The sequence below is a fragment of the Saprospiraceae bacterium genome, from assembly GCA_016715965.1.
Classification (GTDB): domain Bacteria; phylum Bacteroidota; class Bacteroidia; order Chitinophagales; family Saprospiraceae; genus Vicinibacter.
In genome coordinates this window covers 2,835,808-2,859,531 of the sequence record JADJXG010000001.1, presented here as the reverse complement: position 1 = coordinate 2,859,531, position 23,724 = coordinate 2,835,808, and the positions used below count along the sequence as shown (strand labels likewise).

Sequence of the window (23,724 nt, the reverse complement as noted above, 5' to 3'; positions counted from 1 at the left end):
ATGACAATTTACAAATCCTGACCTTTGTATCATCGAATACAATTTAAAAGTAAAGAGTATCGATTGCTTGAATAAATATTGAAAATGGGATCCAGAAGCTGGACTATCGGAGGCAGGGTAAACACGGGTTAATAAGTTAGGGATTGATTTACAAATACTTAGTGACGCATTTTGAAGTCCAAAGGCCAAAGAAATGCAAATCTCTTCCGATAGTCCATTCTGGTTACTTTTATGAAACAACGGTTTGATTTTATCATGATATAAATTTTGGTTAGGTGATTCCCAAAGACTAAATATAAAAACCCCGGCTCAAAAGGCTGGGGTTTTTTATGATACAAAAACCCTTTTGGATAAGCGCTCTGCCATTGGATTCGCTCAACTCTAATCGCAATCTTCCAACTTTTTACCCTTTTTAATGCCTTACAACTTCTTTAGTCTTAAATCTTATTTTTTTTAATGGAATATTTCTATTTGAAAGCAGAATTCTTTTAACTTTGCTTTGAAAAATCCCATTCCCGATTCCAAGTTGTTGTTTTCTAAAAGCTGCACTCGACCATTTGAAGATTGTTCATGCGTATTACCAATGTTTTTGTAAGTGCCACATTTAAATTACCTATACAAACCATTTTTATGAAGCTTGTAAAATTTAACCCACACTGGAGTGCAATCCTTGTGTCTACAATGGTTTTGCTCTCCCACAATCTAGTATCACAATCCCTTAAACGACAGGCTATTTCTTGTCTCGGGTCCTCCGGGCCGGTGGAACAAATCTATCTAAGTTCCACCGTTGGACAAGTTTATTCCTGTGCAGGTATTGGTTCGCAAAATGAAGCCGTGTTTCAGGGATTTCAACAACCAGTAATTCTCAAAATCAAACAACTCCCAAAGGAACAACTTTCTAATTTTTATTTTCGCCTAAGTCCGAATCCAACTTCGGGGGAGTTACATGTTTTCTCAGAATGCATTCATGAAACTTCTCAGATTACCTTATCGGATCTGACTGGAAAAACAATACTCCATCAAATTTGGAAAAATTGGACCGTGCAAACCATGGACTTACAGGCCATTCCCAATGGCAACTATTTTGTGCAGATCTCAGATCCCGAAGGTGCGTCAATAACTTATCAATTAATTATTCACAAATAATCTAAATAAACCATGTTATGAAGAAAAATGCTTGGCTTAGTGTAGTCCTCATGTTTTGGACATTTATAGGTTTTGCACAATCATCTCTTACGATTGATGCATCACAGTTGCTTTCGAATTTTAAATTCAAAGACAGTCAGGGGGAAAAACTCAATAAGGAATACAACGGGATCTATACCGGGGCATATAGAATTTCCTACAGGTATGATTTCGATATGGGTCTTATGTTGAGAATAGGCGTGGGAATGAGAAATGCCGGCTCGACCCTTAGTTATGATGGTAGTCAGTATTCCTGGAACTTAAAGTATCTTGAAGAAAATCTGGGCATTGGGTATAAATACAAATTAGGCCATGTGAGTCCTTACCTGATGGTATCATTTTATTTAGCCCAAATGCTTCAGGGATCTCAGGTTCTCAACAACAATCATTTTAACATTATTGAAGAAGAATCAATGAAAACTTCTGATCTAGGATTGATTTTCTCGCCGGGTGCTGAAATCGTTTTGACCGATGATATGTCAGCTTATGTGTCTTTTGACTATTTGTTGGGACTTGGCAATCTAGAAAAAACCACAGATCAAAAATCGTCCAATACAGCCCTAGGATTGACTCTGGGTTTGCAATTTAAATTTTAATTATTCCACCATAAAACTAAAATGATATGAAAAAAATAATTCAAGCAATATTTATTTGCATCACCATCACAAATTTTGGCTTGATGGCGCAAAACATTGGCGATTTAAATGGCATCTATTTTCAGGCCGTCGCCATTGATGAATTTGGTAAAGAAATTGTTGGAATGGATGTCGAAGGAAAGCCTTTGTATGAAAAATCCATTGGTGTGAGATTCTCAATTACAAAAGGACTTAATGGGGCGATCCAGTGGGAAGAAACACATACCACCACCACGGATAAATTTGGTTTGTTCAATCTTATCATTGGCAAAGGAACCAGAAGCACCAATAGCCTGTATACACGATTGTTGGACATTCCATGGATAGATGCTGACCAGTTTTTAAAAGTGGAGATATCCAGCAGAAATGACGGCAATTTCCGCTTGGTAAGCAATCAACAGTTTATGTCTGTACCTTATGCTTTTTATTCAGATGACATCGCCGACGACGCGATTACAACCGCTAAAATACTGAACCAAGAAATTCTTAACGAGGACATTGCCAATTCAACCATTGACTTAACTGAAAAAGTCACCAACATACTTCCTGTCAGAAATGGAGGTACGGGTGTGGCAAACATTACCAATAATAGTTTAATGGTAGGAAGGGGTACCAATGGCGTTCATTCACTCGGGGTCGCAACCAATGGCCAGATACCCATCGGTGCAGCAAACGGAACTCCGGTACTTTCCACCATTACAGCAGGAAAAGGAATTGATGTCAAAAACGGTCCCGGAACCATCGAAATCTCGACCAGTGGCACTTCTGCTTCAAGTATAAATATTGGAACCATAAGCAACAACCAGACCTTTCTATCTCCCATTATTAACGTACAGGGCGTCAACTTTGGGAACATAATCGTTGCTTCAATTGACGCAGATCTAAAGGGATGTCATATCTCTGCTTATGTTGTAAATCCTAACCAAATCAGAGTTTCCATCTTCAATGCTTCCGGAGCAGGTGTGAATCTTGGTAATCCCAATTTAAGGTTATGGGTTGTTGAGTAAAATAAGGTTTAATTAAAATATTTTCGAACCCACTTCTGTGTAACAGGGGTGGGTTTTTTTATAGATTCAGGGAAATTCGTTCTAAAAGCCGGATGCCTTAATCACTTTACTTTAAAAAAAATCGAGTTATGGGCAAACAAAACATTGATTGAACTCAATTTTAAAGATAAAAGTATTAAAAATGGTAAAAAAACACATCGATGATCCACCCTTATGGATGCTGAATCATATTATCCAGCTAACTTGCCGTATCAAAAATTAAAATTTGCTCACTTATTACAGAATTTGGATAATCTTAGGATGGTCTGTTTCAACAAACATGAGCTATGGACAGCACTTGTTTGAAAAATGGTTGTTTAAGGACAACAATGATGGTCTGTCTCAAAATCACGTGTTTGACATTAAGCAAGATCGGTATGGATTTATCTGGATTAGCACCATGGGTGGACTAAATAAATTTGATGGTTTTGATTTTACCAGTTATGTGTATAATGAAGAAGACAGCAACTCTCTATCAGCAAACTGGGTGAGCTGTTTCTTAGAGGATTCAAAAGGTCAATTTTGGGTCAGCACATCCAATGGTTTTAACAACTTTAACAGGAAAACGGGAAAGTTCAAACGATATGATCATTCTCCTAACAATCCACTTTCGCTGGCACATTCTTCCTGCAAAGACATTGCGGAAGATCGCAAGGGAAATATATGGATCGTACATTCGTTGGGTGTCGACTGTTTTGACCCGCTTAAGGAGACCTTTGAACACTATTTGCATCCGGAATTTAGACATGGCAGACACAGTGGATCCATTCGCATAGATCAACAAGGAGATATTTGGATCGGCGGAACCACCGGACTTTACAAAGTAAATCTGAATCATAAATCACTTGATCAATATGTTTATCAAAATCCTTTGACCGGAGAACCCATTGAGGTCCTGGGTATGGAAGAAGATACGGATGGAAAAATATGGATTTGCCATTCTTCCGGCCTGTCAATATTTGATAAAAACGCTAAAAAGTTTGAAGATCTTAAGCTGGCTGTGTTAAATGGTGGTACTCATTCCATCCTCAGACAAGCCAACGGAGTGATGAACATTGGGACCATCACCGATGGTCTGATACGTTATGACACAAAGTCCAAAAAAATCATCCAGCATTATAAATACAATCCGTCTGATCCAGACGGACTCCAAGGGGATAATGTCTACTCCTTATTCCTGGACAGAGATCAAAATATTTGGGTGGGCTTATTCAACGGTCTTGCGATGTTGCCCCATCACAGCAATCCCTACAAGTTAGTCCAGATCGCAAAAGGCAAAAACAACATTCAAAATTCTGTCCTTATGGCTTGTGATGATTCGATGGGAAATTTCTTTGTCAACACACTAAAAGGACTATATTTTATAGATAAAAATATGAAATTCAAAGAAGAAATTTCTTTTTCACCAAACAAACAAAAAGGATACCAGGAACTAAGCAATTTATTCAGAGACACTAAAGGGAATATATATTGCACAAGATACCACTATGGTCTTTATAAATTTAATCCAGGCTTGTTCACCATGGAAGAATTGGACCATGCGGCGTTTTTTAAAGATTTAAGCTACAATTTTATAATTCCTGATCAATTTAATTCCGATCAAATCATTGTACCTTCCAAAGAAGGCATTCACTTTTATAATACAAAAACCAAAATCAATAAATTAATTGCACCTTCAAAACTAAATAACAATTTGAATATTGGAAGAATATCCAAACTATGTCAATCGAACAGCGGTGAAATATATTTTGTATTGAATAAGAAATTATGCAGGTATCAACCCAGTTCAAACAATTTAGACATTCTTACGAATGAAAATAATCAAAATATTGAGGGCAATATTACAAAAATAACAGCATTGGATTCCACAATTTGGGTAGGCACCACTCACTATGTATATCAGTACAATCTGAATACCCGCTCAATCCAAAGGTCAGATACTTTATTTTATTTGCCAAAGTTTACCAACAGCATGGAGACTGACCAATATGGAAACTTATGGATTGGAGCTGGAAGTACACTGTATAAATATGAACCAATGAATGCTTACTTAAATAAATACTCCTTAATAGACGGAAAGGGATTGTTTAATCAAAAATCGTATTCATACAATGGAAGTCAAATTTACTTTTGTATGTCTAATGGACTTGCCATTGTAGAGCCTGACCATTTCAAAAAAGATACAAGTTCTCCCGCCATATACCTCACAGAAATAAAAGTACTCAACAAGCCATATCCAACAGAATTGGCTCCTGAATTTGTTGATAAAATCAAAATCGATTTTCATGATAAGTCCCTTTCCATCAAATTTGCATCCAATCATTTCATCAGGCAATCATCGATCAGCTATTATTATAAACTTGAAAGCTTTGATGAGGCATATATAAACAATGAAAACAAAAGAGAGGTCATCTATACGAATTTAAAACCTGGTAACTATATCTTTCAGGCTTACGCCATGACTGAAGATGGTGTAAAATCAAAAAATCCAATAAGGTTGGAGATAGAAGTAACAGCTCCTTTCTATATGACCAACTTATTCTATGGAACACTGCTTGGCCTTTCAATACTTTTGATTTCAATCTATTATAGAATTAATCAAAAATCCCTGGAACTTAAAAAGAAAAATGAGCTAATTGAAAAAACGGCAAAATACAAAACCATGTTTATGGCAAACATGAGTCACGAAATTAGAACACCAATGAATGCCATCATTGGACTCAACAAATTACTACTCGATACAGACCTTGATAAAAAACAGAAACAATACCTAAATGCGATTCAATTATCCTGCGAAAACCTGCTCTTCATTGTCAACGATATTTTGGATCAGGTAAAAATCGAAAGTGGAAAATATTCCATTGTTCTAAAATACTTCAACATTCGAAATTTGTTGGATCAAATTAATACTTTATTATCTGCCAAAGCACAAGAGAAAAATCTTTTGTTCCAAATTCAGATTTCAGAACAGATTCCCAATGTTTTAAAGAGCGATCCAGTCAGATTGTTTCAAATTCTCACCAACCTCATCAACAATGCCATCAAATTCACGGATACAGGCAGCGTGCTTTTGGATGTACGATCCATTCAAAATAAAAATGGTACTTATCAAATAAACTTCAAAGTAAAAGACACGGGGATTGGTATCCCTGCCGCGAAACTTGACACCATCTTTGAAAGCTTCGAACAAATTCATGAAAAAGAAATTATTGGCAATCAGGGTACTGGTCTTGGCCTGTCTATTTCCAAGCATCTGGTAGAAATTCTCGGCGGTAAACTCACCGTAAAATCAAAGCATGGTGAGGGCTCTGAGTTTTTCTTTTCCATCCATATGGAGGCGAAAGCCAATGAGACCCAATCGATAGGAGAAACTCAAAAACTCGTCTTCAAAAATAGTTATAAGCTACTCTTGGTGGAAGATAGTCCAATAAATCAATTGGTGGCGATTGAATTAATTAAAAAGCACATGCCTGGAACGGTGGTGGACCTCGCGGAGAACGGCCAAATCGCCATTGAAAAACTAAATAACAACATTTACGATCTAATTCTTATGGATGTTAAAATGCCTGTTATGGATGGAATTATGGCCACCAAACTTATCAGAAAAGACCATCGCCAAAAAGCCCAATCCATACCCATTATCGGCCTCACTGCCAACGCCATCTCTCAACAAATAACAGAATGCCTGGATAGCGGTATGAATGATACTGTCACCAAACCCATCGACCCCGTTGATTTATTTTATAAACTTAAAAAACAACTGGAACCGTGATTGATTTAAGTTTATTGCAAAATTTATTTGGCGATGAAGAACTTGTTCATAAATTTCTCTATAATTTTAACAATGAAGCACCACGGCAACTGGAAAAACTCATCTCGCACATTCAAAATGAAGAATTTAAAAAAGCTTCTATTGAAGCACACAGTTTAAAAACACAATTGGCATATCTTCAGGATGTTGATGCGGTTAATATGGCTTACACTTTAGAAAAACAAACTGATTCAAATCACTTTGACGCGCATGGTCAAATCTTGGAATTAAGTTTTCAGTTAAAAGAAAAAATTAATTCAATCACCGAATTAATAAAAAACGACTATCACATCTGTCCAAAATAATTTCAATTTGAGAATATGGCTATTGATTTACAAGTGTATACAAATTTTGTAACGATATTTTAAAATTGAACCTCCATAACAACTATTGTAATTTAAAAAATATTTTATGTTTTTCATACTATATGCATGTTACTTTCTTTTGGTCGTCAAAAGAAAGAAACCAAAGAAAACTCGCGGCTGGACTCCTCGCTCACCCAACTGCAGCTCTTTCGCTATGCTAAAAAAACTCGCCTCTACCTCTCCTACTGTGCTCCCCAATCCTCGCTTCGCAAACTCCGTCATTGTGGGTAGCTCCTCCGTTGGGCTCAGACAGTTTTTAGCATGACCGCGAAATTCACTGGTTGGGTACCCGAGCTACGGAGCCCTAGGCCGCATTGAAATGCTTGAAAACCATCATTCTTCCTGATATTTCAATCTAAATATTGATTAATATTAAGAGCCTTTTCGTCAGCGGCCCAAGAAGGACAGATTTTGGAAATAGCGCCTTATATTGTCGCTCCTTTAACTGAAACTAATATGATGCACCCATCAAACATACCATCCAAATGAAATGACATTATGGAGCGTCAATATACAGCGCCCAAAATCTGTCCCAACAGAGAACTTTGCAAAATGAACCAAATTAAGCCCAATAGAACCAAGGAAGATGCCGCCTTAGAAAAGGCTGCGTTTTTGTCCACTTTTTGCGCGACAAAAAGTGGGAATGTTGATTTGTAAAAATTATTTTGGACAATTGTGAACGACTATTTAAAATAAAGCTTATATCCTGAACCATGAATGTTCATAATCTCTATGGAAGGATCCTCCTTAAGATAATTTCTAAGCTTACTGACATAAACATTCAAACTTCTCTCGCGAAAATTATTTTCATCAGACCAGATCCGTTTTAATGCCACTTCACGATCAATAATCCAATCTTCTGACTGACAAAATAAGTTCAATAATTTTGCTTCAATGGCGCTGAGTTTTCTGATGGATTGCTCATTTTTTAACTCCCTACTGGAAGGATTGAATCGGTAGATGCCAATTTGATAAATTAGGCTATCAGATTTTGGTTTATGGTGTCCAAGGTATCTTCGCAAAACTGCCCGAATCCTTAATTCGAGTTCCTGCATACTGAAAGGCTTAATGATGTAATCATCCGCCCCAGCCTCCAATCCTTTAATGCGATCCTCTTTATCCGTCTCGCCAGTAAGAAATAAGAAAGGGACCTCCGGGAGTAAAATTCTAATATCTCTGGCCAATTCAAAGCCATCCTTTAATGGCATTTTGATATCCAACACACAAATGTCCACCGAATTTTCATGGAGAAATTTCAAGGCTTCAAATCCATTGTGAAACAAATCACATTGGTAAGATTTTGCCTGTAAATATTCTTTTACCAAAGGACTTAAAGTGCGATCATCATCCACCAATAAGACTCTATACTCCGTATTCATCTAACAATTTCAATTTTAAAAAACACAAAGTCATCCTTACAAAATGAAACCCTGCAAATATAAATACAATAACTTAAATCCATAAACACCAAGGTCTTCAATGAACTACCTCATTCAAGATTGGGTCTAAAAATTTTTCAAGCTCTTGCCACTGCAGGCGTATTTTGGGCTCCACCTTGTTTTATGAATTAGCAGCTCTCCTCAAACGGTCGTTGATTGCCCTGCCAATTCCCTCTGCGGGCATAAGTTCTGCGATGATCAGATCCAAACCCATTGCATCCAGTGCATGCAATGCTGCATACAAATTGGAAGCAGCCTCATCCGGATCTTTGGTGTGTGAAAGGACAACGCAAGGAAATTCCTCAAATAAATAAGCAGGGCTGTTGTATAACACAAAACCAAGCTTTTTTTCATGTCCCAATTCTTTCCATGAGATTGCATCCTCTGTAACTAATAATCTGGTATACGGAGAATAATGCTTTTGCAACATTCCAGGAGCTTCAGTCGATTTATCTTCATCATTCTTAACCTTTATTTTGATAGGCCCCAACCATTTAGAAATTTGCTCAGCGGTGACAGCGCCCTCTCTGTATATATATATCTGACCTTCTTCCATTCCGACGATGGTGGACTCAAGTCCTTTCTTACATGGACCTCCATCTAAAATATACGGAATTTTACCACCGAGTTGTTTCAAAACATGCTCTGCTGTGGTTGGACTGATGTAAGTAAATGGATTTGCACTTGGCGCCGCCAAAGGAAAATCAAGCATCGACAATAATTCTCTGGTCATGGAATGAGCGGGTATTCTGATGGCTACCCGATCAGAGCCAGAAGTCAGTTGATCATTGATTAATCCAGTCTTTTTTAGCAAAAGAGTCAAAGGTCCGGGCCAAAATTCCATCGAAAGTATTTCTGCCCATTCAGGCCATTCAGAACTGTACAACTTGGCTTGATCAACGCTGTTGACATGTAAAATCAAGGGATTGGTGATTGGCCTTCCCTTTATGTTGAATATCTGACTGACCACTTTGCTGTTTAATGCATTTCCAGCAAGACCATAAACTGTTTCGGTGGGTATCGCAATTACGTTTCCTTCTCTTAACAATTGAGCTGATTTTACAACGTCTTTACCAATTATCGTCTGCATCCTGAGTTCTCTGAATTTTTACCAATTCAATTTTCCCATAATTTCTTTACACCAATACTCAAGGAAATACTTCTTGAATGGACTTCATCCAATGGTCCGATCGCCAAATAATCAAAATTGATAAAACCAAAATGATACCTTGCATCTAAAAACATTTCCCAATCTCTAAAGAGGGTCCAGGCGAATTCTCCACCTAGCTGCAAGATGATATCCCACCGATTGACCCCTTTGTAATCGACCCGGTTTCTGATATCAAATATTTCGTCTTTTTCTGAGTAATATTCTCTGTATTTACCTGTCATATAATAAGCCATGCCTGGTCCTCCAAATAAAAACAATTTGGAGTCCCAACTACTAAAATTCATCTTTAACAATACTGGAAATTCAATCAATTGTGTATTGATCCGATAGTCATAAAAGTCCACCTGGTCCCTAAAAAAAAGGCGGACTCCTTTCTGAATAAACTGTGCTTCAAACTGTAAGTACAAGCGTGAATTTAATTGTATTTGAAGGGGAACTGCTACCTGGAAGTGGGTTCTATATTGAACCCCCAACTCAGTTATCGGATCAGAAAACTGGAAACGGGAAATGACTGCACCGCCCCTCAATCCAATTGCATATTGTGAGTGACCGAAATCGACAACACCAATCAATAAAATTAAAACCAGTATATTTTGGAAAAACTTCACCATCCCTTTATCATTCAATATTAATACAAGAGCCCTGACGAATTGAATTCGCTGTTACACATTTCTTTTAAATTTGGCATAAGGCAGAATATCTTTCCCCGAAATAAAAATTAAAGCATTGAAAACAAGCAAAATATAAAATTCAATGACAAAACTAATAACTTTAATCCATGCCAAAGGCAAATAAATGTAATCAATTTATCCATTTTAAGCGTTGTAATGAGATCTGTGGTTGCAACAAAATGCACAATGAACAATCTGTGGAAGCCATTTATCAGACTTCTTCTCGGGTCAATGATATTGAATGGGTCGTTTGCGCAAATCAGATTATCAGAATTTTGTCCTGACAATCAAACCCTGTTGCCGGATGCCTCATTCAAATATGAGGATTGGATTGAAATTTACAATTCCTCTTCAAACTTCTTGACCATCAAAAACCTTTTTCTGACGGACAATCCGGATAAGCCAAATAAATGGGCCATACCCGCGATAAGCATGCCTCCTCAATCCTTCCATCTCTTTTTTGCTTCCGGAAAAGATGGAATTGTATCCTCACAATGGCATACCAATTTTAGTCTTTCCAAAGATGGAGAATTTCTTGGACTTTGGTCGAATGAAAAGGGATGGATCGATTCCTTACAATTTGGGCCTATTCCTGTTGATCACACTTATGTTTCTGACATGATGGGACAATGGTTTTGTTCTGGTCAGGCTACCCCACTTGAAAAAAATGAATCGAATGAAGAATCCCAAAGTTGCGAAGTTCAAAACCCTAAGTTTAGTTTACCATCAGGTTTTTACCATCAGCCAATTGAAGTAGAATTAAACTCAACTCAGGCAGGAATTAAAATATATTATACAACCGATGGGACAGATCCTACGGATCAATCATTAATTTATCATAGTCCCATTCTGGTGAATCAAAGCATGACTGTCAAAGCCATCGCTTATAATCATACACGATTGAGCTCAGACATCGTTCATTCAAGTTTTCACATGGACACCGCAACTTACCGGATGCCCTTGCTTTATTTGTCTGTTGATTCAAAGTTACTTTTTGACAGTACAACAGGTATTTTTATGTCAGGCCCAAATGCCTCTTCTGAATATCCCTATTATGGGGCCAACTTTTGGTCCGAGAAGGAGATACCAGCCCATATTAGTTATTTTTCAAATCTTGGGGAAATAATTTTTGAAGGAAGGTTTGACATTGCCGTTCATGGCGGAAAATCAACCAGAACTCAGGCAATGAAACCAATGAGGATTTATGCAAAAGAAAAATACAGACAAGCCCTGATCAATTTCCCCTTCTTTCCTTCTCTACCTGAGTCTGATCTATTTAAAAGAATTGTTTTGAGAAACTCCGGAAGTGATTTTAACAAAGCACATTTGAGAGATGGATATTTATGCCATTATATAAACAGTCAAAAATTAAATGTAATTGCCAATGGGTATCAACCTGTTATTGTATATATAAATGGTGAATTTTATGGTCTCATGGAGGTCAGGGAAAAACTCGATTCCTATTACCCTCTTGCAAAATACAAACTACTGCCAGAGCAAATTGACTTCCTGGAGGACGACAGTTTGATAATAACGGGAGATCGAATGGCTTTTGATTCTCTGTATCATTACATTGTCACGCATGACTTAAGCAAGAAAGAAAATTATGAATTTACAGAGAAATTTCTGGACATCCCCGGTTTTTGTGATTATCTGATTGCTGAGACTTATTTCAACAATTGGGATTGGCCCAACAACAATGTCAAGTATTGGAGAAAAAAGGATCAGGGAAAATGGAATTACTTGTTTTATGATTCTGACGTATGTCTCAATGCATTTCCATGGGCAGCACACACCGAGAGTAACTTAGGCAGAATTCTCGGGCCTGTGGCAGACCACAACAAACACATCTCGATATTCAAAGCGCTGCTAAAAAATGACTCTTTCAAAAATTATTTTATCAATCGATATGCTGATTTAATCAATACTTCATTTCGACCATCCAAAATGATGGCAGTTTTAGATAGTCTTGAGTTATTCCTCGAATCAGCCATGCATGCTCACTTCAACAAATGGGGTTCGAATGTAGGCGAATGGAAGAACGAATTAAATACGAAGCTTAGAACTTACATCACTTTCCGACCAGAATTTGCTTTTGAGCATATCAGGAAGGAAATGAAACAAGATTCGCTATGTACCATTACAGTTGAAACATTGCCAAAAGATGCGGGTGTCATACAGCTAAATTCCTTGACTTTAAATGATTTTCCATTTTCAGGCCAATATTTTACGAGCAACTCCGTTCAGTTGAATGCCACCCGAAAGCCTGGCTATAGATTTGCCTACTGGCTCATAGGGAAGGATACAAGCTTTTCATCCCCTTTAAATATTTTTCCAATCAATGAGATGAAAATCCAGGCTGTTTACCAGTTGGCACACAATGAAGATACCTATTCCGTTTATCCAAATCCAGCAAATCATACCATTTATCTGGAATACTACTCGGATAGTGATCAACAGGAACAAATAAGCTTTTCAGACATCTCTGGCAAAATTTATTCAAGCCACCCCATAAAAACCAATCAGGGTGTCAACTACAAAGAGCTGAATGTCGAGGCTCTCTCAAATGGAATTTATTTCTTGCAACTATCCCGAAGAAACCCTAAGAAGTTATTGATTATCCGTTAAAAGATCTCGGCTTTCTAAGTTTGTTCTTCATTTTACCAATCTGGCCAGCTCATCCCAGGCACCACCATTGAATACGTTTTGAATTCCATGCTGTAGTAGTATGGACTTAGCCTGAGCTGATCTTGCACCACTTCTACAAAAAACAATGATGTTCTCTTTCCCTTTGAACTTGGAAATGTTGCGCTCCAAAGTATCCAGTGGAATGTTTACTGCACCTTTAAACGTCCCTGCTGAAAATTCTGCCTGCGTCCTGACATCCACCAGAAATGCGCCAAGCTGGATCATTTTGGACAGATCCGTATTTCCTGTACCAAAACCAAATAAATTACTCAATATACCCATGATAATTATAAATTTATAAATTTGAAAAAATTAAATTGCAAATAACTACTGATATGACGTCAAGGACGCCATAAATTCTACACATACCGTTATGGAAAGATATCTAACTTAATTTGCTTTTACACGCAAGCTGAGTTACAGGAATAGCTGTTTTTCGAATGGCGTTGAATCCTCCCTCCACTTCGCTGAAATTTCTAAATCCCCTGGCCTGCAATATGCTGCCCGCTATCATGCTTCGATAACCGCCAGCACAATGAATGTAATAGTGAATATTTGGATCAAGCAAGTGTATCCAATCGTTAATTTCTGAAAGAGGCTTGTTTATACTTCCCTCTACATGCTCGGCGTCATATTCTGACTCTTTTCTGACATCAAGTACAACTGGATGTCTTTCTTGATATAAATTTTTAAATGATTCGGCCCCAATCCGATCTATACGATCCAGTTCCTTCCCTGCTGCTTCCCAGCTCTGAATCCCTCCTTTGAGATAGCCCAAAACATGGTCAAAACCGACTCTGCTCAACCGAATCAAAGCTTCTTCTTCGGTACCTTCTTCTGCTACCAATAAAATAGCTTGCTTTACATCCACAATCATTGATCCAACCCAAGGGGCAAAGTCACCTTTTAATCCGATATTAATGGATTGAGGAATAAATTTTTGATAAAATAATGCAGCATCTCTTGTATCCAAGATCAAAGCTGAACTGGATTCAGCCAATCGTTCAAATTCTTCAGGATTTAATGGAGTAAGGCCTCTGTGAATCACATCTTCCACATTTTCATAACCCTTCTTATTCATGCTGACATTTGCTCCAAAATACCCGGGCGGAGGCAACAAACCTGCAGTCACTTCCTTAATAAATGTGTCCCTGTCCGGCTGATTGAGTGCGTAATTGACCTTCTTCTGATTACCTAAGCTGTCCACCGTTTCCTTCATCATATTTTTTCCACAGGCACTTCCTGCTCCATGTGCAGGATAGACAATGACATCATCTTCCAGGGGTATGATCTTAGTCATCAGACTATCATAAAGCATTCCAGCCAAATCTTCCTGGCTCATGCTACTGGCCTTTTGAGCCAAATCTGGTCTGCCCACATCTCCAAGAAACAAAGTATCGCCTGAAAAAATAGCGTGATTCTTATTGTTCTCATCAATTAATAAAAAGCATGTACTCTCCATGGTGTGCCCGGGAGTATGAAGTACTTTAAATTTTACTTTGCCAAGTTCAAAAATCTGACCATCTACGGCAGAAATGCACTCAAACTCACATTCAGCATTCGGACCATAAACGATTTCCGCATTCGTTTTTCGCTTAAGATCAAGGTGCCCGGAGACAAAATCGGCATGAAAATGGGTCTCAAATACATATTTAAGCCTAACTCCATCTTTTTTGATTCGGTCAAGATATGGTTGAATCTCCCGCAAAGGATCGATAATGGCTGCCTCTCCTTCTGAGACAATATAATAGGCTCCTTGTGCCAGGCATCCCGTATATATTTGTTCTACTTTCATAAATTGTGCTTATTATTTGATACCACAAAGTTCGGACTAATTAAAGATTTGTTCTGTAACAAAACTTACATATTCAGTCAAAAACCCCATCTATATTTTCAATTAAAACCAAAGTTCTTTTACTAGGATAAAACAGCCCATGATCAAAACAAACCATCCAAAGGCTGGTTTAAGGAGTTGGCCATCAATTTGGTTTGACAATTTGCCACCAATAAAAACTCCAAAAATTGCAAAAAAACTGACTGAAATCAGAAACCACCAATCGAATTGTAAAAGTTGTGGGTCTCCAAAAAATCCAATTAAACTCTTAATGGCAATAATAACAAGTGAGGTCCCGACCGCTTTTTTCATGGGAAGTTTACTCAATATCACCAGGGCAGGTATGATCAAAAATCCACCCCCCGCACCAACCATTCCGGTCAGAACTCCCACCACTCCTCCTTCCATTACAGCATAAATCCAATTGAATGAGCTTTTTTCTGAGGCAGGCTGATTTTCAACTCTTGACTTTCGTATCATGCCAAATGAAGCGGCCAGCATCAAAATGGCAAACAAAAGCATTAAAAAAACAGATTTGGTGAGTTCGTATCCGCCCAGCTGTAAAACAGTCTCAGGAATGGATGGAACGATAAAAGCTCTGGAACAAAAAACTGCAATTAAAGAAGGAATCCCAAACCATGCCACCATTTTGAGATCGACCAGGTCTTTCCTAAAACCATCCATGGATCCAGCCAAACTGGTCAGACCCACAATAAAGAGTGAATATGCAGTAGCAGTAACCACATCAACTCCAAAAAGATAGACCAGCACAGGTACCGTCAGAATACTTCCTCCTCCTCCAATTAAACCCAAAGATATTCCGATCACAACAGAGGCTATATACCCAATAATGTCCATGGCATTTTTTAAAGCCCCAAAGTTAAACTCTTCTCCAACAAAAAAATGTAACATTCATTACAATTGACCCATCCTGCTCATCTTAAAATATTGAGGAATGGCGATATACCCTGGTTTAAACTTTATCACATTAGATGGGTCTTAGAAAGATGATATCCATCAAATCATCCTTTGTGCTGTCTTTACTTTGGATCCTGTTTCAAATCTCAGAAATTTCCGGACAAAATCCTACATTCAAAGTATATTTTTTTATGTTGGAAGAATGTAAGATTACCCAATCCTATACACCTGAAATAATCCGATTGTGGTCAAAATATCAAAACGACAGCATCCAAATGGAAGCCATTTATCCGGCACCCAGTTCGAGCTATTCCGAAATTAATCAGTTTCACAAAAAGTACCAAATACCCCTTCCTTGGAAAATGGATAGTTTACAATCATTGGCAAAGTTCTACCACATTAAAGTCATGCCCGAGGTGATTATTTTTCATCAACCTACCAAAACGGTTCTTTATCAAGGGCGAATCGATGACCGTTGGGCAGCAATTGGTAAGCGAAAATCCAGAGCTTCAAACAGAGAATTGAACGATTGCCTTGAAAACATCAGCAAGGGTAAGCAGTTTCAGCCCTTTCAAACCGAGGCAGTTGGTTGCTTTTTGACAAAACTTTAATCATTCGTGATAATTTTTGGATATTTACAACACCAATTAATACCTTTTATGACAAAGTACATCAGCTTCTGCTTTTTCCTTTTCATTTTCGGAACCCTTCATTCACAAAATTTTGCGGAAGACATTGCACCGCTTGTTTACAAACACTGCTCAAACTGCCATAGACCCGGTGAAATCGGACCTTTTCCTTTGACCAATTACAATGAGATCCGCGATCGGGCACTTAATATAAAATATGTGACCCAATCTAAATACATGCCCCCCTGGAAACCAGATCCGACCTATCAAAACTACCAACATGAAAATTTTCTGACAGATGCTCAGATAAAAATGATCGGTGCATGGGTGGATGCAGGAATGCCTCCAGGCGATATGTCCAAGGAACCGCCCTTCCCCAATTTCCCAAAAGGTTCTCAAATTGGTACACCTGATCTGACTTTGAGTTTTTCGCAATCCTACCTTCACAAGGGCACAGGATACGATGAATACAGGTACTTTGTGATTCCAACCCAGCTTGCAGAAGATAAAGATCTTGTGGCTTTGGAAATGAGGCCAGGAAATGGCAAAATAGTCCACCACACCTTGTTTTGGGCGGATCCAACCGGAAAAGCCCGGGAAGAAGATGCCAAAACTCCTGAATATGGGTTTACCAATGGAGGTTTCATTTCCGGCAACCCCCAATTGCCAGGATATGTTCCGGGGCAAAAACCAAATGTATTTACAAATGGCATGTCACAGAAACTGCCAAAAGGCTCAGATCTGGTCTTGCAAATGCATTATGCACCTACCAGCGTAGATGAATCAGATAGTACGGTGGTGAATTTGTTTTTTGCTTCAGAACCCGCAAAAAGAAATGTACTTTCCAAAATTTTATTACCCAATGATTTGGTGGATGGGCCCTTTATTATCCCATCCAACCAGGTGAAAAAATTTCATGCAGTTTATCGGATTCCAACGAAAATTAGCCTGATCGGAATTTGGCCACATTGCCACATGCTTGGAAAAGACTGGGAAGTATATGCCAAACTCCCTGATGGAAAACAAATCAACCTGATCAAAATATCCGACTGGGACTTTAACTGGCAGGGTGGATACTACTTTAAAAAATTAATTGTATTGCCACAAGGCACAGAAATACATGCTTTTGCTACCTACGACAATACAGTAAATAATCCGGTCAACCCCAACAATCCCCCTAAATTGGTAACCTGGGGAGAAGGTACCGCGGACGAAATGTTCTATCTTCCACTCTCCTATGTCCTGTATCAAACTGGTGATGAAAACCTGGTGCTCAATTTAGATGATCCTGATGCAAATCCATTGGACTTTCCCATCAAATCTGAACTATATTCTATATTTCCCAATCCAGCAGTTTCAGAAATCAGCGTTCATTTTACCTTAAATAAAGACCAAAGTATTCAAATAAACTTATTGGATCCTGAAGGAAAAAAAATCAAAACCCTCCTTGCAAAAACGCATTATATGCAAGGGCAACAAATCGCACATTTAAAAATTCCTGAAACTCCATCCGGTATTTATCTGGTAGAATTGGTCACCCAGGATGGTGCATTGGTCCAAAAATTTAATATTGTGAAATAGTTATTTTTACTAATTTTTTTAATACTTCAAACAAATTTTATGAATTGGATTGCCATTTTAGTAGCTGCATTGGTTCCCAGCTTTTTGGGATTTATTTGGTATCATGAAAAAGTAATGGGCACTGTTTGGATGAAAGAAACGGGCCTTACCAAAGAAGCCATCGAAAAAGATTTCAACATGGCCAGAACCATGATTCTTTCCCTCCTGTTTTCATTTATGCTATCTATGAGTTTAAACCCCATTACAATTCATCAATTAGGAGTACACAGTGCTCTGTTAAATGCAGTGGAAGATCCTGCCAGAGCAGATGCTGCAAAAGAAGTTTTGGCCAAATTTGAAGGTCAGGGTGAATACGCCAATGAGTTTCGAACTTTTAGGCATGGAATGGTTCATGGGATGCTCGTGGGAATATTTTTGGTGTTGCCCATTATGGCCACCAATGGGATGTACGAGAAAAAATCATTCAAACTGACATTTATCAACACTTTGTTTTGGACCTTGACATTGATGCTGATGGGAGGTATTATTTGCGCCTGGAAGTAATATTCGATCTTAGGACCCAAACCAATCGATTGCATTTTATGAGTCAAAGCTGTTTGCATTGAATGCACGGAAGAGCTGAATTTAATTTTTATTATTTTCATTTATTTGTGCATTCCTGCGATTCAAACGTTTAAGTTCTATAAAAGACCAACATGCTTCGTTTTCAATCAACTTTAGTTTTTCTGCTCATTCTGCTGAATGTTCATTCACAAAATTCAAAAGTGGCGCAGAACAATGAAGGTATTTTTGTGGACATCCACTTGGGTTATGGCTCTGCTCTTGCGCAACTGAGTGATCGTTATGGTCCAAATCAATGTGTTGGATTGGGTTTGAGCTATGAACCCCCGCAATATCACTTTCCCATTGGGATAAAGTGGACCTACTTGTTTGGAACAAGGGTTTATGAGGATGTGCTGAAACCCTACCGCACATCAGACCTTGGGCAAATCATTGGAGAAGATGGATTCCAAACGGATGTTCGATTAAGACAAAGGGCTTTCAATATCCAGATTTTTACGGGTGGTATTTTTTCCCTCGGATCGCAGTCAATGGCAAAACACGGGCTCAAGTGGTCTTTAGGGCTAGGTTTTTTGCAACATCGGATAAGAATCCAGGATGATTCACGATCAGCAAGCCAAATCAATCTGGCCTTTAGACAGGGGCACGATCGACTCACCAATGGGCTATCTGTCACCGGATTTATCGGTTATGAGTTTAGAAGTCATTCAGGCAGGATTAATTTTTACACAGGATTCGAACCCATCTTGGGTTTTACACAAAGCAGAAGATCATATAATTACGACACCATGCAATCAGAATCAGGAATTTCAAGAAAGGATATATACCTGCAATTCAAATTTGGTTGGTATCTACCCTTTTTTATTGGGGATTATGGTGAAAAATTCAATTATTGATGTGGATTTACAGATTGCTTGTATCTCTTTATTTTAGTTTGATAAGCTTTGCATCCTATTTTAGAAAAGATGCATTGTTGTGGAAAAAAGGAAGAAATCAATGGAAGAAGAAATACGTCCATTTGAATCCAGATCATAGAGAATCCATTTGGATTCATTGCTCTTCACTTGGAGAGTTTGAACAGGGAAGACCATTGATTGAATCAATTAGAAAAAATCATCCGCAGGCATTTTTGTGGCTCAGCTTTTATTCTCCTTCCGGCTTCGAAATTCGAAAAAATTACGATCAGGTCAATGTCGTAAGCTATTTCCCATCGGATACAAAAAGCGATGTTTCTGCCTTTCTTCAAATGGTCAGACCCAAATTGGTAATTTTTGTAAAATACGATTTTTGGTACGAGACACTCCATCAGCTGAATTTAAACAAGATTCCCTTTGTGTATATTTCGATGCACCTCAGGTCAGATCACATTTTATTCAGATCATTCATGAACCATTTCCGCAAAATCCTTCTGCAAGGAAGGCATTTTTTCCTCCAGAACAATGAATCTTCCACTCTGGCAAGTCGGCTTGGAATCGAACATTACACAGTTTGTGGTGATACCAGACTAGACCGGGTTCTTCAAATAGCCAAAAACCCTGAAATTTCAGAACTGGTTAACCATTTTTGTGGAAGTAAAAAAATTTTAGTCGCAGGAAGCGTTTGGGAAGATGATGTGGCTTTAATTGCTTCTTCCTGGAAGAACATGAATCATAATCTTTGGAAGTTGATCCTTGCGCCTCATCAACCTGATGAAAAACATCTTGCAAAAATAGAGTCCCAATTTCCGGCAGCCACTGTAAGACTTTCAAATCTTAATCTAGCTACTGATCTACCCATTCTGATAATTGATGGGATAGGACAACTTTCGTCCATTTATGCCAAAGCCTCCCTCGCTTATGTGGGTGGGGGATTTGGAAAAAGTATTCACAATATTCTGGAACCAGCCGCTCATCTTAAATCAGTTTGCTTTGGACCGGCCCACCGAAAATTTCCGGAGGCTGCATCAATGATCCATTTAGGTATAGGATTTGAAATTCAACACCCGGATTCACTCACCCAACTGGCTCAATGTGCAGAACAGGAATCCTGGTGCACCGATAAAGCAGTCAAGTTAAAAAACTACCTTTTGGAGCATTCAGGCGCTACACATTGTATCTATCAGAAATTGGTGGAATTGCAACTGCTGTGACTTAAAATCGATTCCTCGGCTTATTGGCTTTGCCATTTTTTTATTGCACGTAATTCTGCTTGAAGAATTCCTGGTATTCCTTTAAAGATCTGTTTTCTAAAATTAATCGATAATTGGCTTGCGTGGAAGTGTATAACTCATAATTGGATACTCCGGGAATGTATTCGGCCTGGTTTCTTTGAGCAGATGCAATATATTTCATGGCAGCTGATTTATTTTCAAATTGCCGAATCAAAATCAAGGAAGTATTTTTATCTTTATCAAACTCAAGGCTGGTCATTTTTAAATTGTCCAATTTATGGTATTTGGCATGGTAATCGGATAAGGCAATTTTGGACTTATCCATTTGTCGTTCCGGAGGGTTAAAAAATATGAGAAACACAAAATGGGTTTTATTGTCCTCCTGCTTGAAGTCAATTTTTTTGGCTTCAGTGATGGAGACTGTTCCAAATGCTTCTTCATCCCCTTTTAAGAATCGCATAATCTCCTTGGCTTTGCTTTCCTCAGGAGTTGACGGATATTGAGCAATCAGATTCTTTAGCTCTTCCATATAGGCATCTTTTCCGGAGACCTTTGCGATGCACAAAGCATATAGCATTTGAATCTTTGGATCGATCGGATGCGGAGATCTGTTTCCTGCTTTTATGATATTTAATATCTGAAAAGAAGATTCAAATGCTTTTTCATCGTACAGTTTATAAGCCTGATGATAGGATTCTACCAATTCATCTTTCTTCTGACCCAGACTTCTGGCAAAAGCAGGATCGGTAAGAATGCGGGTGTATCGAGAATTCTTATATTGTGTTTGCAGTTCGTTCGAAGCCCAATCGGCGCATTCCCGTTCATTGAGTTCGACACAGTTCAGGTAAATATAATACAAGGCATCTTCTCTCCTGTCAAATGTGGGGTACCTGGTCAGCAAATCCTGATGAGTCTCTTTGGATTTTTTATATTGTTCAATTTTCTCCCGGTACAATACACCCAATTTAAACATGGCTTCCTGGATCTTTTTATGGGCTGCATCAAGCTCTTGTTCAGTAGTAGGAATACCGCGCAGGATGTTCGCCAGGTCCTCTTCCAGGTTCTCTCCCGCTTTGTCATCCGATCCCTGGGTAATGGATTCGAATTCTGAAACAAATGAAGATTTATTGGATCTTCTCCAATTGTCTTCCAGATTTCTCACTCCCCAAACTTGTTCAAAGGTACTTCTTCCTTTGTTTAATGCCCTTTGGTCGTAGGCAAAGTAACTACTTGATTTGCCATCTTTACCACCTGCATTGGCATCTGATTGCCCCACCAGACTTCGGTCAAATCGCTCTCCGAAACCGCTGCTGCCGATTCCCATTTTATCAAATGCATTTTCAGGAATCATCGATCCACCTGCTCCGGTTGGATTGACCGTTTTGGGTTTATTGCGATTTTTGATCTGTATTGCCAAAGCCCTCTTCTCTTTTGTAGAAAGGCCTGCAATTTTGATCAGACTGTCTTGCAGATAAATGATATCAAGCTGGGTGGCAATTTCACTCAGGTTAGCCACCATTTTAGATGGATAGGCCCGTCGGGGATCATTTTTGGCCAAAAGCAACAAAGTGCTGTCAAAATAATTTTTTGAAAGTCCATATTGTTGGGATTCAAAATGAAGGTCTGCCAAAACTTGATACGCATTGGACTTGATCCCATTGTTAGTAGCCTGCGCTGAAACACATTGTTTTAAATAGTTAATTCCCTCTTCTCTTCTATTTGCCCTCAATGCAATCTGCCCCAGGGCAAAATAAATCTCGGGTTCAAAATCCTTGTTCTTTGGATCCTTTAATAATTTTAAGATGGATTTTTCAGTTTCAGCCACATTGTCTGTCCCCAATCCTTGATTGAGCAATAGGTTCATTTTGGATTGAAATCTCAACTCATACCCCGGATTCATTTTGAGGACCATGCCAAAATATTCATCTGAACTCACCGGCCGATTAAACCTTTGGTACAATTGACCTAAAATAAAAGCATACCTGGCCTTGCGTTTTTTCGATTTTCCAAATTCAATCGCATTCTTCAAATAGGGAATGGCTTGCTCATATTTATTTTGACGCAGATAGACATGTGCAAATGTGGCATTCAGATCCTCATAAAGATATTCAGGGGTGTTGGCATCCGAATCGATTTCTTTCAGGATGGATGCGGCTTCATAGTATTTTGCCCTTTCTATTAAATTCTTGGCTGACCAGATGGATGCTTCCCAATATACCGGTCTGTGTGGTACCAACTTTGAACCCACATTTTTTAGGTTGGGTGTTTTTTCTGTCTTCTTAATTTCGGTGATGGGTGCAAGTGCTCGATCCTCTGATTTTTTAACCACCGGATTGGTATCCGCCTTCTTGCTGGAAGCAGGAACTTGGTTGACTTTGGGCTTCGCGGCCGTTTTTCCTTTTTTCTTCTTTGCCTGGGCTTTCTTTTTGGCCTGTTGCTTTGCCTTTGATTTTGCCTTGCTGGATTTCGCCTTTTCCTTTTTTAAAGCTTCAGCAGCTTCTTTTTTTTCTTCTAACTTTCTTTGCTTCTCCTTCTTGAGATCCAGCTTGGACTTTTCCTTCAACTTTTTTGTATTCCGTATGATGCTGGCGGGACTATACTCTTCCAGTAAAAATTTATAGGTTTCTTCTGCTGTCTCGTAATCCTTTTTCAGGTACTGGGATTTCGCCAAAATAAAATAGCAATCATCCGTCCAACGGCTGATGCGGTGCATCGAGATATCCGTAGAAACCTTCAGGATGGCTTTATCAAGATTTGGTTTTTCCGAGTCGGGGTTGGCTATGGCATTGTAAGGAAATACCGGGAGTATCTCTGAATAATTATCTTTATGGTTTCTCTCAAAGTTGAGAAGGCTGGTTTTGAGTATTTCATTGGCATTAAACCATGCGTTATATTTTGCGGTTGTGTTGTGATAAAAGCGACCAAGAGCAGAGGAATCACCTTTCTTTCTTTTAGTTACGCAAGCACTAAAAAACAGGATAAGGGAAAAGGCAAAAAACAAAAAGGATGATTTGTTCACAAACATAAACCAGTAAATTCGG

General features: G+C 38.5%; 18 protein-coding genes. 11 read left to right on the top strand and 7 right to left on the bottom strand.

The genetic code is table 11. The features are described 5' to 3' along the window. Positions 1-630 precede the first annotated feature (630 nt). The 5 genes from IPM48_10860 to IPM48_10840 all read left to right on the top strand — a co-directional run bounded on the left by IPM48_10860 (position 631) and on the right by IPM48_10840 (position 6,982). On the top strand, positions 631-1,146 hold the full coding sequence (locus tag IPM48_10860) for a T9SS type A sorting domain-containing protein (protein ID MBK9272085.1): 516 nt from the start codon (positions 631-633) through the stop codon (positions 1,144-1,146). A gap of 17 nt (positions 1,147-1,163) precedes the next feature. Continuing rightward, positions 1,164-1,781, top strand: coding sequence for an outer membrane beta-barrel protein (locus IPM48_10855; GenBank protein MBK9272084.1), 618 nt, complete (start codon positions 1,164-1,166; stop codon positions 1,779-1,781). A 26-nt stretch (positions 1,782-1,807) separates the two neighbouring features. Continuing rightward, the gene (locus IPM48_10850) at positions 1,808-2,827 is read left to right on the top strand and encodes a hypothetical protein (GenBank protein MBK9272083.1); all 1,020 of its coding nucleotides are present in this window, start codon (positions 1,808-1,810) and stop codon (positions 2,825-2,827) included. Positions 2,828-3,146: 319 nt separating this feature from the next. Next, a complete protein-coding gene (locus tag IPM48_10845; GenBank protein MBK9272082.1) occupies positions 3,147-6,638 on the top strand; it encodes a response regulator in 3,492 nt (1,163 codons plus the stop codon). Then, entirely contained in the window at positions 6,635-6,982 is a 348-nt protein-coding gene (locus IPM48_10840; GenBank protein ID MBK9272081.1) for an Hpt domain-containing protein, read from the top strand. The genes IPM48_10845 and IPM48_10840 overlap by 4 nt, the downstream gene beginning before the upstream one ends. A 743-nt stretch (positions 6,983-7,725) precedes the next feature. On the opposite strand, the gene IPM48_10835 is transcribed toward IPM48_10840, so the two are convergent. From IPM48_10835 to IPM48_10825, 3 genes are all read right to left on the bottom strand, one after another. After that, complete coding sequence (locus IPM48_10835; protein ID MBK9272080.1) at positions 7,726-8,421, bottom strand: response regulator transcription factor; 696 nt, start codon at positions 8,419-8,421, stop codon at positions 7,726-7,728. 181 nt (positions 8,422-8,602) lie between these two features. Further along, the gene (locus IPM48_10830; protein MBK9272079.1) at positions 8,603-9,571 is read right to left on the bottom strand and encodes a threonylcarbamoyl-AMP synthase; all 969 of its coding nucleotides are present in this window, start codon (positions 9,569-9,571) and stop codon (positions 8,603-8,605) included. A gap of 26 nt (positions 9,572-9,597) precedes the next feature. Further along, positions 9,598-10,263 (bottom strand): PorT family protein, encoded by a 666-nt coding sequence (locus IPM48_10825; protein ID MBK9272078.1) that lies wholly within the window; start codon positions 10,261-10,263, stop codon positions 9,598-9,600. A gap of 246 nt (positions 10,264-10,509) precedes the next feature. On the opposite strand from IPM48_10825, the gene IPM48_10820 reads away from it, so the two are divergent. After that, positions 10,510-12,951 carry a CotH kinase family protein gene (locus IPM48_10820; GenBank protein MBK9272077.1) on the top strand — a complete coding sequence of 814 codons (2,442 nt, stop codon included), beginning with the start codon at positions 10,510-10,512 and terminating at the stop codon, positions 12,949-12,951. 27 nt (positions 12,952-12,978) lie between these two features. On the opposite strand, the gene IPM48_10815 is transcribed toward IPM48_10820, so the two are convergent. The 3 genes from IPM48_10815 to IPM48_10805 all read right to left on the bottom strand — a co-directional run bounded on the left by IPM48_10815 (position 12,979) and on the right by IPM48_10805 (position 15,703). Continuing rightward, the gene (locus tag IPM48_10815) at positions 12,979-13,293 is read right to left on the bottom strand and encodes a rhodanese-like domain-containing protein (GenBank protein MBK9272076.1); all 315 of its coding nucleotides are present in this window, start codon (positions 13,291-13,293) and stop codon (positions 12,979-12,981) included. 103 nt (positions 13,294-13,396) lie between these two features. Then, positions 13,397-14,806: an MBL fold metallo-hydrolase gene (locus IPM48_10810; GenBank protein MBK9272075.1), complete on the bottom strand. Its 1,410-nt coding sequence runs from the start codon at positions 14,804-14,806 to the stop codon at positions 13,397-13,399. Positions 14,807-14,908: 102 nt separating this feature from the next. Next, positions 14,909-15,703, bottom strand: a complete 795-nt coding sequence (locus IPM48_10805) for a sulfite exporter TauE/SafE family protein (GenBank protein ID MBK9272074.1) — start codon at positions 15,701-15,703, stop codon at positions 14,909-14,911. Positions 15,704-15,837: 134 nt separating this feature from the next. Between IPM48_10805 and IPM48_10800 the strand changes: the two genes are divergently transcribed. The 5 genes from IPM48_10800 (at position 15,838) to IPM48_10780 (ending at position 20,662) form a co-directional block, all read left to right on the top strand. Further along, a complete protein-coding gene (locus tag IPM48_10800) occupies positions 15,838-16,374 on the top strand; it encodes a hypothetical protein (GenBank protein MBK9272073.1) in 537 nt (178 codons plus the stop codon). A 48-nt stretch (positions 16,375-16,422) separates the two neighbouring features. Further along, a complete protein-coding gene (locus IPM48_10795) occupies positions 16,423-17,973 on the top strand; it encodes a T9SS type A sorting domain-containing protein (GenBank protein ID MBK9272072.1) in 1,551 nt (516 codons plus the stop codon). A gap of 39 nt (positions 17,974-18,012) precedes the next feature. Further along, entirely contained in the window at positions 18,013-18,516 is a 504-nt protein-coding gene (locus IPM48_10790; protein MBK9272071.1) for a DUF1761 domain-containing protein, read from the top strand. Positions 18,517-18,668: 152 nt separating this feature from the next. Then, positions 18,669-19,430, top strand: coding sequence for a hypothetical protein (locus IPM48_10785; protein ID MBK9272070.1), 762 nt, complete (start codon positions 18,669-18,671; stop codon positions 19,428-19,430). Then, a complete protein-coding gene (locus tag IPM48_10780) occupies positions 19,430-20,662 on the top strand; it encodes a 3-deoxy-D-manno-octulosonic acid transferase (GenBank protein MBK9272069.1) in 1,233 nt (410 codons plus the stop codon). Before IPM48_10785 ends, IPM48_10780 begins: the two co-directional genes overlap by 1 nt. A gap of 40 nt (positions 20,663-20,702) precedes the next feature. Here IPM48_10780 and IPM48_10775 read toward each other — a convergent pair whose 3' ends face one another. Then, positions 20,703-23,708, bottom strand: a complete 3,006-nt coding sequence (locus IPM48_10775; GenBank protein ID MBK9272068.1) for a tetratricopeptide repeat protein — start codon at positions 23,706-23,708, stop codon at positions 20,703-20,705. Positions 23,709-23,724 lie beyond the last annotated feature (16 nt).

Coding starts and splice junctions, on each gene's coding strand:
- IPM48_10860 (MBK9272085.1), top strand. CDS start 631: ATGAAGCTTGTAAAATTTAACCCACACTGGAGTGCAATCCTTGTGTCT.
- IPM48_10855 (MBK9272084.1), top strand. CDS start 1,164: ATGAAGAAAAATGCTTGGCTTAGTGTAGTCCTCATGTTTTGGACATTT.
- IPM48_10850 (MBK9272083.1), top strand. CDS start 1,808: ATGAAAAAAATAATTCAAGCAATATTTATTTGCATCACCATCACAAAT.
- IPM48_10845 (MBK9272082.1), top strand. CDS start 3,147: ATGAGCTATGGACAGCACTTGTTTGAAAAATGGTTGTTTAAGGACAAC.
- IPM48_10835 (MBK9272080.1), bottom strand. CDS start 8,421: ATGAATACGGAGTATAGAGTCTTATTGGTGGATGATGATCGCACTTTA.
- IPM48_10830 (MBK9272079.1), bottom strand. CDS start 9,571: ATGCAGACGATAATTGGTAAAGACGTTGTAAAATCAGCTCAATTGTTA.
- IPM48_10825 (MBK9272078.1), bottom strand. CDS start 10,263: ATGGTGAAGTTTTTCCAAAATATACTGGTTTTAATTTTATTGATTGGT.
- IPM48_10820 (MBK9272077.1), top strand. CDS start 10,510: ATGAACAATCTGTGGAAGCCATTTATCAGACTTCTTCTCGGGTCAATG.
- IPM48_10815 (MBK9272076.1), bottom strand. CDS start 13,293: ATGGGTATATTGAGTAATTTATTTGGTTTTGGTACAGGAAATACGGAT.
- IPM48_10810 (MBK9272075.1), bottom strand. CDS start 14,806: ATGAAAGTAGAACAAATATATACGGGATGCCTGGCACAAGGAGCCTAT.
- IPM48_10805 (MBK9272074.1), bottom strand. CDS start 15,703: ATGGACATTATTGGGTATATAGCCTCTGTTGTGATCGGAATATCTTTG.
- IPM48_10800 (MBK9272073.1), top strand. CDS start 15,838: ATGGGTCTTAGAAAGATGATATCCATCAAATCATCCTTTGTGCTGTCT.
- IPM48_10795 (MBK9272072.1), top strand. CDS start 16,423: ATGACAAAGTACATCAGCTTCTGCTTTTTCCTTTTCATTTTCGGAACC.
- IPM48_10790 (MBK9272071.1), top strand. CDS start 18,013: ATGAATTGGATTGCCATTTTAGTAGCTGCATTGGTTCCCAGCTTTTTG.
- IPM48_10785 (MBK9272070.1), top strand. CDS start 18,669: ATGCTTCGTTTTCAATCAACTTTAGTTTTTCTGCTCATTCTGCTGAAT.
- IPM48_10780 (MBK9272069.1), top strand. CDS start 19,430: ATGTGGATTTACAGATTGCTTGTATCTCTTTATTTTAGTTTGATAAGC.
- IPM48_10775 (MBK9272068.1), bottom strand. CDS start 23,708: ATGTTTGTGAACAAATCATCCTTTTTGTTTTTTGCCTTTTCCCTTATC.